General features: G+C 60.2%; 4 protein-coding genes and 6 pseudogenes. 6 read left to right on the plus strand and 4 right to left on the minus strand.

Annotated features, from left to right (window positions below; genetic code table 11):
• Positions 1–138 precede the first annotated feature (138 nt).
• The 6 genes and pseudogenes from P6U16_RS12800 (at position 139) to clpB (ending at position 9,840) form a co-directional block, all read left to right on the plus strand.
• Positions 139–1,392, plus strand: a pseudogene (locus tag P6U16_RS12800) (aspartate kinase).
• Positions 1,393–1,480: 88 nt separating this feature from the next.
• On the plus strand, positions 1,481–3,748 hold the full coding sequence (gene ptsP / locus P6U16_RS12805; RefSeq protein ID WP_277700901.1) for a phosphoenolpyruvate--protein phosphotransferase: 2,268 nt from the start codon (positions 1,481–1,483) through the stop codon (positions 3,746–3,748).
• A 74-nt stretch (positions 3,749–3,822) separates the two neighbouring features.
• Positions 3,823–4,904, plus strand: a pseudogene (gene prfA, locus P6U16_RS12810) (peptide chain release factor 1).
• A 5-nt stretch (positions 4,905–4,909) separates the two neighbouring features.
• A pseudogene (gene prmC, locus P6U16_RS12815) lies at positions 4,910–5,771 on the plus strand (peptide chain release factor N(5)-glutamine methyltransferase).
• Between the two features lie 339 nt (positions 5,772–6,110).
• Positions 6,111–6,908 (plus strand): DUF4167 domain-containing protein, encoded by a 798-nt coding sequence (locus P6U16_RS12820; protein ID WP_277700902.1) that lies wholly within the window; start codon positions 6,111–6,113, stop codon positions 6,906–6,908.
• A gap of 325 nt (positions 6,909–7,233) precedes the next feature.
• Positions 7,234–9,840, plus strand: coding sequence for an ATP-dependent chaperone ClpB (gene clpB, locus P6U16_RS12825; RefSeq protein WP_277700903.1), 2,607 nt, complete (start codon positions 7,234–7,236; stop codon positions 9,838–9,840).
• Positions 9,841–9,927: 87 nt separating this feature from the next.
• On the opposite strand, the pseudogene P6U16_RS12830 reads toward clpB, so the two are convergent.
• The 4 genes and pseudogenes from P6U16_RS12830 to P6U16_RS12845 form a co-directional block, all read right to left on the minus strand.
• Positions 9,928–10,116 (minus strand): annotated as a pseudogene (locus P6U16_RS12830) (pyridoxamine 5'-phosphate oxidase family protein); the annotation flags it as partial.
• Between the two features lie 273 nt (positions 10,117–10,389).
• Positions 10,390–11,432, minus strand: a pseudogene (locus P6U16_RS12835) (IS110 family transposase).
• Positions 11,433–11,508: 76 nt separating this feature from the next.
• Positions 11,509–11,982: pseudogene (locus P6U16_RS12840) on the minus strand (MSMEG_1061 family FMN-dependent PPOX-type flavoprotein); the annotation flags it as partial.
• Positions 11,983–12,127: 145 nt separating this feature from the next.
• The gene (locus P6U16_RS12845; protein ID WP_277700904.1) at positions 12,128–14,089 is read right to left on the minus strand and encodes a M23 family metallopeptidase; all 1,962 of its coding nucleotides are present in this window, start codon (positions 14,087–14,089) and stop codon (positions 12,128–12,130) included.
• Positions 14,090–14,841: the final 752 nt, after the last annotated feature.

The raw sequence follows: 14,841 nt of genomic DNA on the forward strand, positions 1-14,841 counted from the left end.
GGATTTCCTTCATTGTTCCGTCGCGACTCAGAAAGCCCGACCACCACCACCATTGCACCCCGCCGCCAATTTCGCTAAGAGACCGCAACTTTATAAAGATCGCGCTCGCGCGCGAGGCATTTTCGGCGGTTGGGGCATATGGCACGCATCGTGATGAAATTCGGCGGGACGTCCGTCGCGGATATGGATCGCATCAGGAATGTGGCCCGCCATGTGAAACGTGAAGTCGATGCCGGGCATGATGTTGCCGTGGTGGTATCCGCGATGTCGGGCAAGACCAATGAGCTGGTCGCCTGGACGCGCGATGCTTCGCCGATGCACGATGCCCGCGAATATGATGCGGTCGTGGCGTCGGGCGAGCAGGTGACCTCGGGTCTCCTGGCTTTGGCTCTGCAGAACATCGGCATCAATGCGCGCTCCTGGCAGGGCTGGCAGATCCCGATCAGGACCGACAATGCCCATGGCGCGGCGCGCATCATGGAAATCGACGGTTCGGAGCTGATCCGCCGCTTCGGCGAGGGTCAGGTGGCGGTCATTGCCGGCTTCCAGGGGCTTGGACCCGACAACCGCATCGCGACGCTCGGGCGTGGCGGATCGGATACATCGGCTGTCGCGATCGCGGCTGCGATCAAGGCGGACCGCTGCGATATCTATACCGATGTCGACGGCGTCTACACGACCGATCCGCGCATCGTGCCGAAGGCGCGGCGCCTGAAGAAGATCGCGTTTGAGGAAATGTTGGAAATGGCATCGCTCGGCGCCAAGGTTTTGCAGGTCCGCTCCGTCGAGCTTGCCATGGTATTCAAGGTTCGCACCTTCGTGCGCTCCAGTTTCGAAGACCCCGATGCGCCGGGCATGGGCGATTTCTTGAATCCCCCGGTACGCTGATTTGTGATGAGGAAGAGATTTTGGAACAGGAAGTCGTCACCGGCATCGCCTATGCCAAGGATGAAGCGCAGATTTCGCTCCGGCGTCTGTCCGACCGGCCCGGCGTTTCGGCCGCCATTTTCGGACCGCTGGCCGAGAGCCATATCAATGTCGATATGATCGTCCAGAACATTTCGGAAGACGGCTCGAAGACCGACATGACGTTTACGGTGCCGTCGACCGATGTCGACAAGGCGCTGAAGGTGCTGAACGACAGCAAGGACAAGATCGGCTTCGACGTCATCCAGAACAGAATCGGGCTTGGTGAAGGTCTCGGTCATCGGCATCGGCATGCGCAGCCATGCCGGCGTTGCGGCCTCCGCCTTCAAGGCACTTGCCGAAAAAGGCATCAACATCAAGGCGATCACCACCTCTGAAATCAAGATTTCGATCCTGATCGACGGCGCCTATGCCGAATTGGCGGTTCGGACTTTGCATTCCGTCTACGGTCTCGATAAGAGTTAGACGAAGCAGTTGTTTCCACTGATGGCGCGGTGTGGCGTCCGTGGAACTACAATCTGCTGTTGTTGACTTTGATGGGGGACGTTGCGCGATGAGAGACCTCTCTCCAGGTCCACGCGTTCTTCTCAAGCGGTTGCGCGAACTGATGGCGGAACCGCTCGAGCCGCAGGAGCGCCTGGACCAGATTGTTCGCCAGATTGCGCAGAACATGGTCGCGGAGGTGTGCTCGGTCTATGTGTTGCGCTCCGACGGCGTGCTCGAGCTTTACGCCACCGAAGGCCTGAACAAGGATGCCGTCCACCTGGCGCAACTGAAGATGGGGCAGGGCCTCGTCGGCACGATTGCCGCAAGCGCGCGTCCGCTCAATCTGTCCGACGCGCAATCGCATCCGGCCTTCACCTATCTTCCGGAAACCGGTGAAGAAATCTACCACTCCTTCATGGGCGTGCCGATCCTGCGCACCGGACGTTCGCTCGGCGTTCTCGTCGTGCAGAACAAGGCGAGCCGCAACTATCGCGACGACGAGGTCGAGGCGCTCGAGACGACCGCCATGGTGCTGGCCGAAATGGTCGCCACCGGCGAACTCAAGAAGATCACCCAGCCGGGCCTGGAACTCGACCTGTCGCGCCCGGTGACGATCGAGGGCAAGAGTTTTGGCGAGGGCATCGGTCTCGGTTATGTCGTGCTGCACGAGCCGCGCATCGTCGTCACCAACCTTTTGAACGAGGACACCGACCACGAATTGCGGCGGCTGGCGGAAGCGCTGGGTTCGCTGCGCATCTCGATCGACGACATGTTGTCGCGGCGCGAAGTTTCGATGGAGGGCGAGCATCGCGCGGTGCTCGAGGCCTACCGGATGTTTGCCCATGACCGGGGCTGGGTGCGCAAGCTCGAAGAGGCGATCCGCAACGGCCTGACGGCGGAAGCGGCTGTCGAGCGGGTGCAGAGCGAAACCAAGGCACGGATGATCCGGCTGACGGACCCCTATCTGCGCGAGCGCATGCACGATTTCGACGACCTTGCCAACCGGCTGCTCAGGCAACTGACCGGGTATGGCGCCAAGACGGCAGACGCAGTGTTTCCCGATGACGCGATTGTCGTGGCGCGGGCCATGGGCGCTGCCGAGCTCCTGGACTACCCGCGCGAAAACGTGCGTGGCCTCATTCTGGAAGATGGCGCTATTACCAGCCATGTTGTCATCGTGGCTCGCGCCATGGGCATTCCCGTGGTCGGGCAGGCCGCCGGTGTCGTGGCGCTGGCGGAAAACAGGGACGCGATCATCATCGATGGCGATGATGCCAAGGTGCATTTGCGGCCGATGGCGGATCTGCGCAGCGCCTATGAAGAAAAGGTGCGGTTCCGGGCGCGTCGGCAGGAGCAGTTCAAAGCCTTGCGCGATGTCGAGCCCGTGACCATGGACGGTAAGCGCATCAAGCTGCAGATGAATGCCGGGCTTCTGGTGGATCTGCCGCAGCTGAACGAATCTGGAGCGGAGGGCATCGGCCTGTTCCGCACCGAGCTGCAATTCATGATCGCCTCGACCATGCCGAGAGCCGAGGAGCAGGAGGCTTTCTATCGCAATGTGCTGAAACAGGCGGCGGGCAAGCCGGTGATCTTTCGCACGCTCGACATTGGCGGCGACAAGGTCGTGCCTTATTTCCGCGCGGCGGAAGAGGAAAACCCAGCGCTCGGCTGGCGGGCAATCCGCCTGTCGCTCGACCGTCCCGGCCTGTTGCGCACGCAATTGCGGGCGCTGCTCAGGGCAACCGCGGGTCTTGAGCTGAAGCTGATGCTGCCGATGGTGACGGAAGTTTCCGAGCTGCGCACGGTGCGCGAACTGCTGCAGAAGGAAATTCAGCGGCAGTCGAAGACCGGCGAGCAATTGCCGCGCAAGCTGCAATTCGGCGCGATGCTGGAAGTTCCAGCATTGCTCTGGCAGCTTGATGAACTGATGGACGAGGTCGATTTCGTCTCGGTCGGATCGAACGACCTGTTCCAGTTTGCGATGGCGGTCGATCGCGGCAATGCCCGCGTCTCGGATCGTTTCGATGTTCTGGGGCGGCCGTTCCTGCGCATCCTGCGCGATATCGTGCGCGCCGGCGACCGCAACGAGACGCCGGTGACGCTGTGCGGCGAAATGGCAAGCAAGCCCTTGTCCGCCATGGCGCTTCTCGGCATCGGCTTCCGCTCGGTCTCGATGTCGCCGACGGCGATCGGTCCGGTCAAGGCGATGCTTCTTGCGCTCGACGCAGACAAGCTCTCCGCGATGATGCAGGCGGCGCTGGATGACACCAAGAGCCAGGTGCCGATGCGCGAGCTGCTGATAAGTTTTGCGGCCGAAAACGGCGTCCCGGTCTAGCGGTCAATTTGAAAGCGTGCGCTCCGGCTCCTATTCGTGCGGGCCGAAGCCGAACGCGATTTTTGGAGTTTTCATTGCCAACACTACCCGTTCAGAAAATGCGCGAGCTGGAGCGCCGGTTCGCTGAAGTCGAGGCGCGGATGTCGGCTGGGCCGGCGGCGGATGTCTATGTCAAGCTGGCGTCGGAATATTCGGAATTGCAGCCGGTCGTAACCAAGATCCGGGCCTATGAGAAGGCCACGGCAGAGCTTGCCGACGTCAATGCGCTTTTGTCCGACAAGGCGACCGATCGCGAGATGCGCGACCTGGCGGAGATGGAGAAGCCTGACATCGAGGCGCAGCTGGAAGCGCTCGAAACCGACATGCAGATCCTGCTTCTGCCCAAGGATGCGGCCGATGAGAAGAGCGCCATCCTGGAAATCCGCGCCGGTACCGGCGGCTCGGAGGCGGCACTTTTGCCGGCGATCTCTTCCGGATGTACGAGCGTTATGCGGCGGACAAGGGCTGGAAGGTCGAGGTTCTCTCAGCCAGCGAAGGGGACGCCGGCGGCTACAAGGAAATCATCGCGACGGTGACAGGCCGTGGCGTGTTTTCCAAGCTGAAGTTCGAATCCGGCGTGCACCGGGTGCAGCGCGTGCCCGATACGGAAACACAAGGGCGCATCCATACATCGGCTGCGACTGTCGCCGTTTTGCCTGAGGCCGAAGACATCGATATCGAAATCCGGCAGGAAGACATCCGCATCGACACGATGCGCTCGTCGGGTGCCGGCGGCCAGCACGTCAACACGACGGATTCGGCGGTGCGTATCACCCATATGCCGTCGGGTATCGTCGTCACCTCGTCGGAGAAGTCGCAGCACCAGAACCGCGCCAAGGCGATGCAGGTGCTGCGCTCCAGGCTTTACGACATGGAGCGCCAGAAGGCCGACAGTGAACGCTCGGCGTCTCGCAAGAGCCAGGTCGGTTCGGGCGACCGGTCCGAGCGAATCCGCACCTATAACTTTCCGCAAGGCAGAGTGACCGACCACCGCATCAACCTGACGCTCTACAAGATCGACCGGATGATGATGGGCGAGATCGATGAAGTCGTCGATGCACTTCTGGCTGATTACCAGGCGGGTCAACTGGCGTTGCTCGGCGAACAGCAGGGCTGACCCGGATGGCGGAGACCATCGACAGCCTGTTTGCGAGAGCGCGGCAAGATCTGCAGACCGCCGGCATCGAAGGCGCGGCGCAGGATGCGCGGCTTCTGATCTGCGGGCTGCTCAACCTGTCCCTGACAGAGTTCATGATGCGGGGGCGATGGGCTTTCCATGCAAGAGGTCGACACAATCCGGGCTGCGGTAAAGCGCCGCGCTGTGCGGGAACCCGTGCACCGGATTCTAGGGGCGCGGGAGTTCTTCGGGCTGACGCTTGGGCTGTCTCCCGAAACGTTGGAACCGCGGCCGGATACCGAGATCCTCGTGGAGCGGCTGATCCCGTTTGCCGAGCGCATCGCTGCCGACAAGGCCGTCTGCCGCATTCTAGATCTGGGAACCGGGACCGGGGCGATCTGCCTGGCGTTGCTGCAAACCGTACCGCAGGCGACAGGGATCGGAGCGGATATTTCGCGCGATGCCCTATCGACGGCGCTTGCAAATGCCGCGCGCAACGGCCTTTCGGACCGGTTCGAAACGCTTGAGAGCAGCTGGTTTGCCGCGGTTTCGGGCCGTTTCGACATTATCGTCTCGAATCCACCCTATATTCGCTCGTCGGTTATGGCGACACTTGAGCCCGAAGTGCTGAATCACGATCCGGCAGCAGCGCTTGATGGCGGCGCGGACGGGCTTGACGCCTACCGTGCCATCGCAGCCGGTGTGGTGGCGTTTCTCGACGCGGGCGGGATCGTTTGTCTCGAGATCGGGTACGATCAGCGGCAGGCGGTCACGACCCTTTTCGAAGCCAGCGGTTTCACGCTTGTCGATCAGGCGAAGGACCTGGGCGGTAATGACCGTGCGCTGATTTTTCGCCACGGGGATTGAGCAGGAAAAATGCTGCGAGCGCGCAGGTTCTTTTGCAGGGCCAAAGAAAATGCTTGGAATTCCACGGGAAGCGGGCTAGGTTGGCCTCACGCGCTGGGCAGAAGGTCATAGACCAAAGATTCGTTCCGGTCTGACTTGGCTACGGGGATTGCTCTCACAAAAGAGTTGCTGAAGTTGGACAGTGCCTGGTGCGGGTACCTGTTAATTTGACGTTAACCAGCGACAGGACTGCCAATGAGGCGGTTGGTTCGCGGCGCGTGTTTGCCGGATCCGGATTTCGCCGATCGGGCCACGAAGCCACATGATCATCAATATCAAGAGAATTCGGGTGAGTGAACGATGAGGCCAGGACAGCAAAACAAGCGCGGCCGTGGGCGTAACAACAATAGCAGCAGCAGTAACAACAATAATAATGGCAGCAACAACAATAATAACAACAACAATCATAACCGGAAGGGCGCCAACCCGCTGACCCGGACCTATGACAGCTCCGGCCCGGACGTCAAGATCCGTGGTACGGCCCAGCACATTGCCGAGAAATATTCGAACCTTGCCCGTGATGCGCAAAGCTCCGGTGACCGGGTCGTGGCCGAAAACTATCTCCAGCACGCCGAACACTACAACCGTATTATTGCTGCCGCCCAGGCGCAGATGCAGGAACGGTTTCAGCGCGACGACCGCGGCGATTACAATGATCGTGACGGCAATGAAGGCAACGACAACAATGATCGTGACGGCAACGACCGCGGCGATCAGGATGATGGCGATCAGAACTACAATGACGATGCGCCGGTCGTTCAGCAGCCGCAGCAGCGCCCACAGCCGCAACCGCGCTCCCAGCGCCCGCAGCATGTTCAACCGCAGCAGCAACCACAGCCCCAGCAGCAACCACAGCCGCAGCCGGTGAACGACGGCTCAGGCCCACAGCCGGTCATCGAAGGCACCCCTGCCGAAGTCTCGCTGGAAGAGGAAGCGCCTTCGGGTGCCGGCCGCACGCCGCGCCGCCGTGGTCCGGCCCGCCCGCGCCGGCAGCCGCGCCGTGGTGACGCTACAGGCGACGAAACCGCTGCATCGGGAGATGCCGGCGGTGAACAGGGTAGTGATGCATCGTCGCTGGTCGAAGTGGCCGGCGAGTAAATAGCACACTGCGCCAGCCGGATATTGTCCGGGTCTTCAGATCAATGAAAAGCCCTTGAAGCTGCACGCTTCAAGGGCTTTTTGCATCCGGTAGATCGTTTGTCTCCGCGCTGAAAACCGGATGTGCGCGATACCTTCGTTGATTTTCATCTCTGTCCTCAACCACCTCTTTAATTTGCAAATTTCCTCCCCCATATTCGAGTTTAAAGGTTGATCACGCGCAAGGCGCAAGATCGGCTGAAATGAAAGGCTTGCCTTTTAGGGAGCCTTATCCTGAACCATCGGACGGTGCCGAAACGGGCTGTGCGATAACTGGAGGTAGACCATGAATATCGAAAAATACTCCGAGCGGGTGCGCGGTTTCCTGCAATCGGCGCAGACCTATGCGCTGGCGCAGGGCCATCCGCAGTGGACCCCCGAACATATCCTGAAAGTGCTGCTCGACGACGACCAGGGCATGGCGTCGTCCTTGATCGAGCGTGCCGGCGGCGACGCAAAGGCGGCAAAGATTGCCAATGACCTGGCGATTGCCAAGCTGCCCAAGGTTTCCGGCGGCAATGGTTCGCTTTCCCTGGCGCAGCCGCTGGCCCGCGTGTTCCAGACGGCCGAAGACGCTGCGAAAAAGGCCGGCGACAGCTTTGTGACGGTCGAACGGCTTTTGCAGGCTCTGATCATCGAGACCTCTGCTGCAACCTCCGGCATCCTGTCAAAGGCAGGTGTCACCGCGGCAAAGCTCAACCAGGTCATCAACGACATCCGCAAGGGCCGCACCGCCGACGGCGCCAATGCCGAAGCTGGTTTCGACGCGCTGAAGAAATATGCCCGCGACCTGACGGCGGACGCGCGCGACGGCAAACTTGATCCTGTGATCGGCCGCGACGACGAAATTCGCCGCACTATTCAGGTCCTGTCGCGCCGCACCAAGAATAACCCGGTGCTGATCGGTGAACCCGGCGTCGGCAAGACGGCGATTGCCGAGGGCCTGGCCTTGCGCATCATCAATGGCGACGTGCCGGAAAGCCTGAAGGACAAGAAGCTGATGGCGCTCGACATGGGTTCGCTGATTGCGGGCGCGAAATTCCGCGGCGAATTCGAGGAGCGGCTGAAGGCCATTCTCTCCGAGGTCCAGGCGGAAGCGGGCGAGATCATCCTGTTCATCGACGAGATGCACACGCTGGTCGGTGCCGGCAAGGCGGACGGGGCGATGGATGCCTCCAATCTGCTGAAACCGGCGCTTGCGCGCGGTGAACTGCACTGCGTCGGCGCGACCACGCTTGATGAATATCGCAAGCATGTCGAGAAGGATGCGGCGCTTGCCCGCCGGTTCCAGCCGGTCATGGTCAACGAGCCGAATGTCGAGGACACGATCTCTATCCTCCGTGGCCTTAAGGAAAAATACGAACAGCACCACAAGGTTCGGATCTCCGATTCGGCGCTGGTTGCGGCCGCGACCCTGTCCAACCGCTACATCACCGACCGGTTCCTGCCGGACAAGGCGATCGACCTGATGGACGAAGCGGCGTCGCGGCTGCGCATGCAGGTGGATTCGAAGCCGGAAGAGTTGGACGAACTCGACCGGCGCATCATGCAGCTGAAGATCGAGCGCGAGGCGCTGAAGCGCGAAACCGACCGGTCGTCCAAGGACCGGCTGGAAAAGCTGGAACTCGACCTTGCCGGCTTCGAGGAAGAGGCCGACGCGCTGACGGCGCGCTGGCAGGCGGAAAAATCGAAGCTCGGGCTTGCGGCCGACCTGAAGAAGCAGTTGGAGGAGGCCCGCAATGAACTGGCGGCAGCCCAGCGCAAGGGCGAATTTCAGCGTGCCGGGGAGCTTGCCTATGGATTGATCCCGAAGCTTGAAAAGGAGCTGGAGGTTTCCGAAAGCCAGGATTCCTCGGCGCTCGACCCGATGGTCCAGGAGGTCGTGACCCCCGACAACATTGCCCATGTCGTCTCCCGCTGGACGGGTATCCCCGTCGAGAAGATGCTCGATGGTCAGCGCGACAAGCTGTTGCGCATGGAAGACGAGCTTGGCAAATGGGTGGTCGGCCAGGGCGATGCGGTACAGGCGGTGTCGCGCGCGGTTCGCCGTTCGCGGGCCGGTCTGCAGGATCCGAACCGCCCGATCGGCTCGTTCATCTTCTTAGGACCCACCGGCGTCGGCAAGACGGAACTGACCAAGGCCTTGGCGCGCTTCCTGTTCGACGACGACAGCGCGCTGGTGCGCATGGACATGTCGGAATATATGGAGAAACACTCCGTTGCCCGGCTGATCGGCGCACCTCCCGGCTATGTCGGCTATGAGGAGGGCGGGGCGCTCACCGAGGCTGTCAGGCGCAAGCCCTATCAGGTCGTTTTGTTCGATGAGATCGAGAAGGCGCATCCTGATGTTTTCAACGTTCTGCTGCAGGTTCTCGATGACGGCCGCCTGACCGATGGCCAGGGCCGCACCGTCGATTTCCGCAACACGATGATCATCATGACCTCCAATCTCGGGGCGGAATATCTGACCCGGCTTGGCGAGAATGAGGACAGCGACACGGTGCGCGATCAGGTTATGGATGTGGTACGCGGGCATTTCCGGCCCGAATTCCTCAACCGTGTCGACGAGATCATCCTGTTCCACCGCCTGAAACGCGGCGAAATGGGCGCGATCGTCGATATCCAGCTGACGCGGCTGCGGCAACTGCTCGCCGATCGCAAGATCACGCTCGAACTCGACGACGAGGCGCGCGCCTTCCTCGCCGACAAGGGCTACGATCCTGCCTATGGCGCACGTCCCTTGAAACGCGCCGTGCAGAAGTTCGTTCAAGATCCGCTCGCCGAGCAGATTCTCCAGGGCAATTTCCCTGACGGATCGGTGATCAAGGCGTTCTCCGGCTCCGACCGGCTGAACTTCAAGCTGCGCGATGGGACCGAGAAGGCTGCGGCCTGATTAAATGATAAAGAAAAGGCCGCCCTTCGGGGCGGCCTTTTCCGTTCCTGCGCTCCCGCAAAACTGCAGGACATTTATCTGATGCCCTCAGTATAGCGTCTTCTTGTATTCGCCTTCGAGCGCGTCATCGATCCTGCGCATTTCGGCGTCGTCGACCGGAGCACCGGTTGTCTGGTCCAGAATGATCTTCGACAGCGACGGCATCTCGCGGCGATCCTGGAAGGTGTCGGGATTCCACAATTGCGAGCGCCGAAAGGCCTTGGCACATATGTGGACGGCCCCCTACCTGCAAGAATTTATTTCGAATGATTTGATCGGATCGCTTGCGTTCATATGTCCGGCCTGTTGGTGCGTTCGCACATGAACGCTGGCCAAGATGGGTTCCGCACCACGAGTTCCAAACAATGCCTCGACCACATGGGCCATTGGGCCAAACGGAGTGTCTCGCGTCTCGGATCGATCGATCATACCATCTGTCGTTCTCTTGCAAGTTCACGTATCAGCGCACGGTAACTTCTGTATCATGCTCACCGTGGCCGACTGAGTTCTTCACGCCGCACAGGCCGGCGCCGACCGAGTCGCATTGCCCCTGTATGCCTCTCCGGTCACCATCATCTTCCAGGCAATGCGGGCGACCTTGTTCGCCAGCGCGACAGCCACCAGCTTGGGAGCCTTGCGCTTGAGTAATTCCATGAGCCATGGCGAGCCGTTTTTGCCGCGTCCCACTCTCACATGGCGAAGCAACGCGGTCGCACCCAACACCAGCGTCTTTCGCAGCACCTCATCCCCGGCTCTCGTGATAACCCCAAGCCTGACCTTGCCAGCGGTCGAATGGTCCCTTGGTGTCAGCCCCATCCACGCGGCGAACTGCCTTCCGGAGGCGAACTGTTTCGGCGCCGGCGCCTTCATCACCAGCAGCACCGCACCGATCGGGCCAACCCCGGTATCTGAGCAAGCCGGCGGCAGCATTCGTTATTGCGATACCAAGCCATCAGCCTTGCATCCACCGCTTTCAGACGCTCGTTCGCCTGCGCGAACTCCGCAGCCAGGGACGCGAACAAATCGCGCGCCAGATCAGGAACGAAACCGTCCGCCATGATGCGTTCCAGCAGCAGCGAGATATGGCTTATTCCCTTGGCCGCGGTCAGCCCGAACTCGGCCGCATAGCCTCGGATCATATTGGCAAGTGCCGTCTGCGCCGCGACAGCGCGCTCGCGCATGCCAACCAGCATCAGTATGGCCTGCTGATCCGCGCTTTTCGTCGGAACGAACCGCATCGTCGGACGACTCATCGCCTCGCATAGTGCCTCGGCATCAGCGGCGTCGTTTTTTCCGCGTTTGACATAAGGCTTCACGAGCTGCGGCGCGATCAGCTTCACCTCATGCCCCAGCGAAGTCAGCAGCCGGGCCCAGTGATGCGAGGCACCGCAGGCTTCGATCGCAATCACCGTCGACGGGCATTTTGTGAAGTAATCCACCATTTCCTTGCGGCGCATCTTCTTGCGCAGGACCGGTTGCTCGGCAGCATTCACCCCATGCAATTGAAAGACACTCTTTGACGTATCCATACCGATACGGATAATCTGTTCCACGGACCGCTCCTTTGTTTGAGATCTTCAACGACTAAACTTGGCACATTTCGATGCCGTTCGGAGGCCGTCCACCCCAACAATGCAGGAAAACCTCGTTCACTTTCATCACGATCGCGAGTTTGGGAACGCGACCTTCAACGCGCATGCTCTCGAGCAGATCAGGATCATTGACCAGGCTGGCCTGTCCATTCACGCGCAAAGTGTCTTCAAATCCCGGAATGACGAACAGGAGCCCAACGCTTGGGTTGGCGAGAATATTGACCAGCGTGTCGAGGCGGTTATTGCCGGGCCGGTCCGGTATCGCCAGCGTATGCGGATCAAGGATTTTGACGAAGCCGGAGGGATCACCGCGGGGGCTGACATCGGCTTTGCCATCCATATTCTGCGTGCCGATGCACAGGAATGGCGACCGTCTGATGAAGTCCTGCGCATGTTTGTCGAGTGAGCCCTGACACTTCTGAATGGCGAGCGGCGTAATCGCAGGAAACAGACGTCGCAGAGAGTCTTCATCCTCTATGACAAAGGCCGGATCGATCTCGAATGCGCTCATAATTGCCTCCCCGTTCTTCAGTCCCTAACTGATGTACGTACATCAGATTGCTGCGACCGGTCAACAGAGGGTATCCTGTGCGCAGACACCGTGGTCACTCGGATAGCTTATGCGTGGGACTGGCGCAGCACCGGAATGGCGGTCTTTACTGTGTGGCCGCGACTTCGCTCGGCGTGCCGTTGTCCTTGGCGAGCAGTTCGTCGATGCGGCCGCGTTCCTTTTCGAATTTCGCCAGCACCTCGCCATCCAGCGATTTGCCGCCGGGAAGGCGAATCTTCAGGGCATCGACCTTGGTGCCGTTAACGATCAGTTCGTAGTGCAAATGCGGACCGGTCGATTGGCCTGTGGTGCCAACCCAGCCGATCACCTGGCCCTGCACGACCTTGGCGCCCGGAACCACACCCTTGGCGATGGCATTCTGGTGATTGTAGGAGGAGACATAGCCATTGGCATGGCGGATCAGCGTCTGCCGGCCGTATCCGCCGGAATCCCAGCCGGCCTTTTCAACCACGCCATTACCGGCAGCGATGATCGGCGTGCCGCGGGGTGCCGCCCAATCGACACCGGTGTGCATGCGCGAGAAACCGAGGATCGGATGACGGCGCATGCCGAAACCCGAGGTGAAGCGGCCATTCGGCACGGGATTGCGCAGCAGGAACTGGCGAATGCTCTTGCCGTTTTCGTCATAATAATCGACGCCGTTGTCGTCCTGATCCTGGAAACGGTAGAAGCGTGTCTGCGCATCGCCGAATTTGGCGTTGACATAGAGCAGCTCGGAATCGGCCGTCGCCTTGCCGCTTTCGTCGGTGACCGAGAAAAAGGCTTCAAGACTGTCCGTCGGCTTCAGTTGCGCCTGGAAATCGACGCTGCTTGCCAGAAGCTTGATGATCTGCGCCACCATATCAGGCGTCATGCCGTAGGAAAGTGCTGCGCGGTAGACGCCGTCATAGACCCGCGGCAGGTCGCGGCCGGAGGAGACGACTGGGGTTCCGTTGTCGTCGAAGGCCGTGGCGATGGCTGCCAGAACGGGCGGCTCGCTGCCGCGCACGAAATGCGCCTTGTCATCGACGGCCATGGTCAGCACGTGGCTGCCCTTGGAATAGACACTGGCGCGCACGACCTTGGCTTCCTCACCCTTCTGGATGATGCCGATGCGCAGGACATCGCCTTCGGAGAGTTCCTTGGTATTCAGCGCCTTTTCCAGATAGCCGCTGACATCCTCGGCCTGGGACTTGGCATAGCCGGCATTGACGAGCACGGTCGCGATCGGCGTCGGCCGGCGCACCGGAATGACGTCATCGGCATATTCGGTGCTTTGCTCGGTGATGTTCTCATAGGCCGAGACACTCATATTCTCCTCGACGATGCGCGCCGACAGACCCTGGATCAGATCGAGCGCTCCGTCATCCGAGGCAAAGCGTCGGGGATCGACATAAAACAGCGAGGCGAGCTGCGTATTGCCGTCGGTGAGAACAGACCCGTTGGTACGGACGTTTTCCTCGACCTCGTCGAGCGACATGGCCGCATCAAATATCAGCGGAGAGCCCTTCAGGGGAAAATCGACTGTCTTCAGGCTGACCTCGGATTCGACATCCGAACCGTAGATCGTGCCGGTGCGGCTGATTTGGGGTGTTGCCTGGCTGTCATCCGTCGAAAAGATCGCCAGCGGATCAAAGCGGGGATAGTCGTCGCTTGTCTGGTGGTTGGCGGCGAGCGCCATCTTCACATGGGCGAAGGGCTGACGCCGCACCACCTCCTTTTCACCGTCATGGGTCATGGTCGAGACTTCCATGATGGTGCGGTCGGATGGTTTGGCGACAATGTTGGGTGCAAGGATGCGATCGCCGCGCTTGGCAGCGGTGACCGGTTGCCCGTTGCGGGCGGGATCAATGGCTGCGTAGGCTTCGGCCGGAATCGCCAATTGCTGGCGGCCATCAAGGGCCGCGAACAGGGCGACGCCCATCAGGAGGCTGGAGGTGATGCCGGTCAGGAACGTGCCCGAAAGCCAGCGCAGCGAAATCTCGCGGCGATCGGGCGCCTTGCGGCCATCCGCAAGGATCGGCGGTTCGTTGCCGAGCGACCGGATCATAGTCTTGTCAGTGATCATGCCAGATGAGCCCGAGTCCCTGATTGCGATCTGATATCTTATTCTTGTTCCAGATACATTGTGCGAAGATGTGCATCTTTCATGAGCGGGAGTCAAACAAACGGCTGCCCACGGCCATGTCGGCTCATCAAACACCAAGCGCGGACCGCCCGCCCTGATCGATGCGTCGTCGGTGCTGTGCGTTAACAGTCTGTTTAGAGTGAGAGATTGTGAAAAAGTGAGGGCGAAAATGTGATTTTGCGTGTGCGCCGCATCAATCCGCCCCGCAATTTCCTGTGCAACACCTTGCGGGACAGCGGTTTGTCAGAAAACTGTCATTTTTTTCAAAAAAGCTGTTGACTATGAACGGAGCCCGGGCTTATAAACCGCTCACCAACGAGGGCGGCGGCGCTGCTGGCGACCGACGAACTCGCTCTGAAGTTTCTTACGAAAGTTTGGTGCGGATTGTGGGTTTCAGGCGGGAACGCTGATGGCTCTCGGGGTAAGGTTTTCGACGGGGTTTTGAGCTTCGTCTGTTTTTTGACAATTGCATATAGAGAAAGAGAAACGTGGGCGGCGGATGTTCGCAACTGGATTAAGTTCCGGTTTTAAGTCGACAATGGCGGTCACGTTTCTATGAGAAGTTACATCGTTCCTGGTTTGCTTGACTTTAGGGTTTAGCGGATTGAACTGCGCCGGATGGCGAAGTTTGGTTTCGATCAGGAATATGTGAAGTTCTCGTCGATTCAGACGTGACCATTAAGCCAGACTAG

Source organism: Rhizobium sp. 32-5/1 (genome assembly GCF_029537235.1).
GTDB lineage: Bacteria > Pseudomonadota > Alphaproteobacteria > Rhizobiales > Rhizobiaceae > Pararhizobium.

Coding starts and splice junctions, on each gene's coding strand:
- ptsP (WP_277700901.1), top strand. CDS start 1,481: ATGAGAGACCTCTCTCCAGGTCCACGCGTTCTTCTCAAGCGGTTGCGC.
- P6U16_RS12820 (WP_277700902.1), top strand. CDS start 6,111: ATGAGGCCAGGACAGCAAAACAAGCGCGGCCGTGGGCGTAACAACAAT.
- clpB (WP_277700903.1), top strand. CDS start 7,234: ATGAATATCGAAAAATACTCCGAGCGGGTGCGCGGTTTCCTGCAATCG.
- P6U16_RS12845 (WP_277700904.1), bottom strand. CDS start 14,089: ATGATCACTGACAAGACTATGATCCGGTCGCTCGGCAACGAACCGCCG.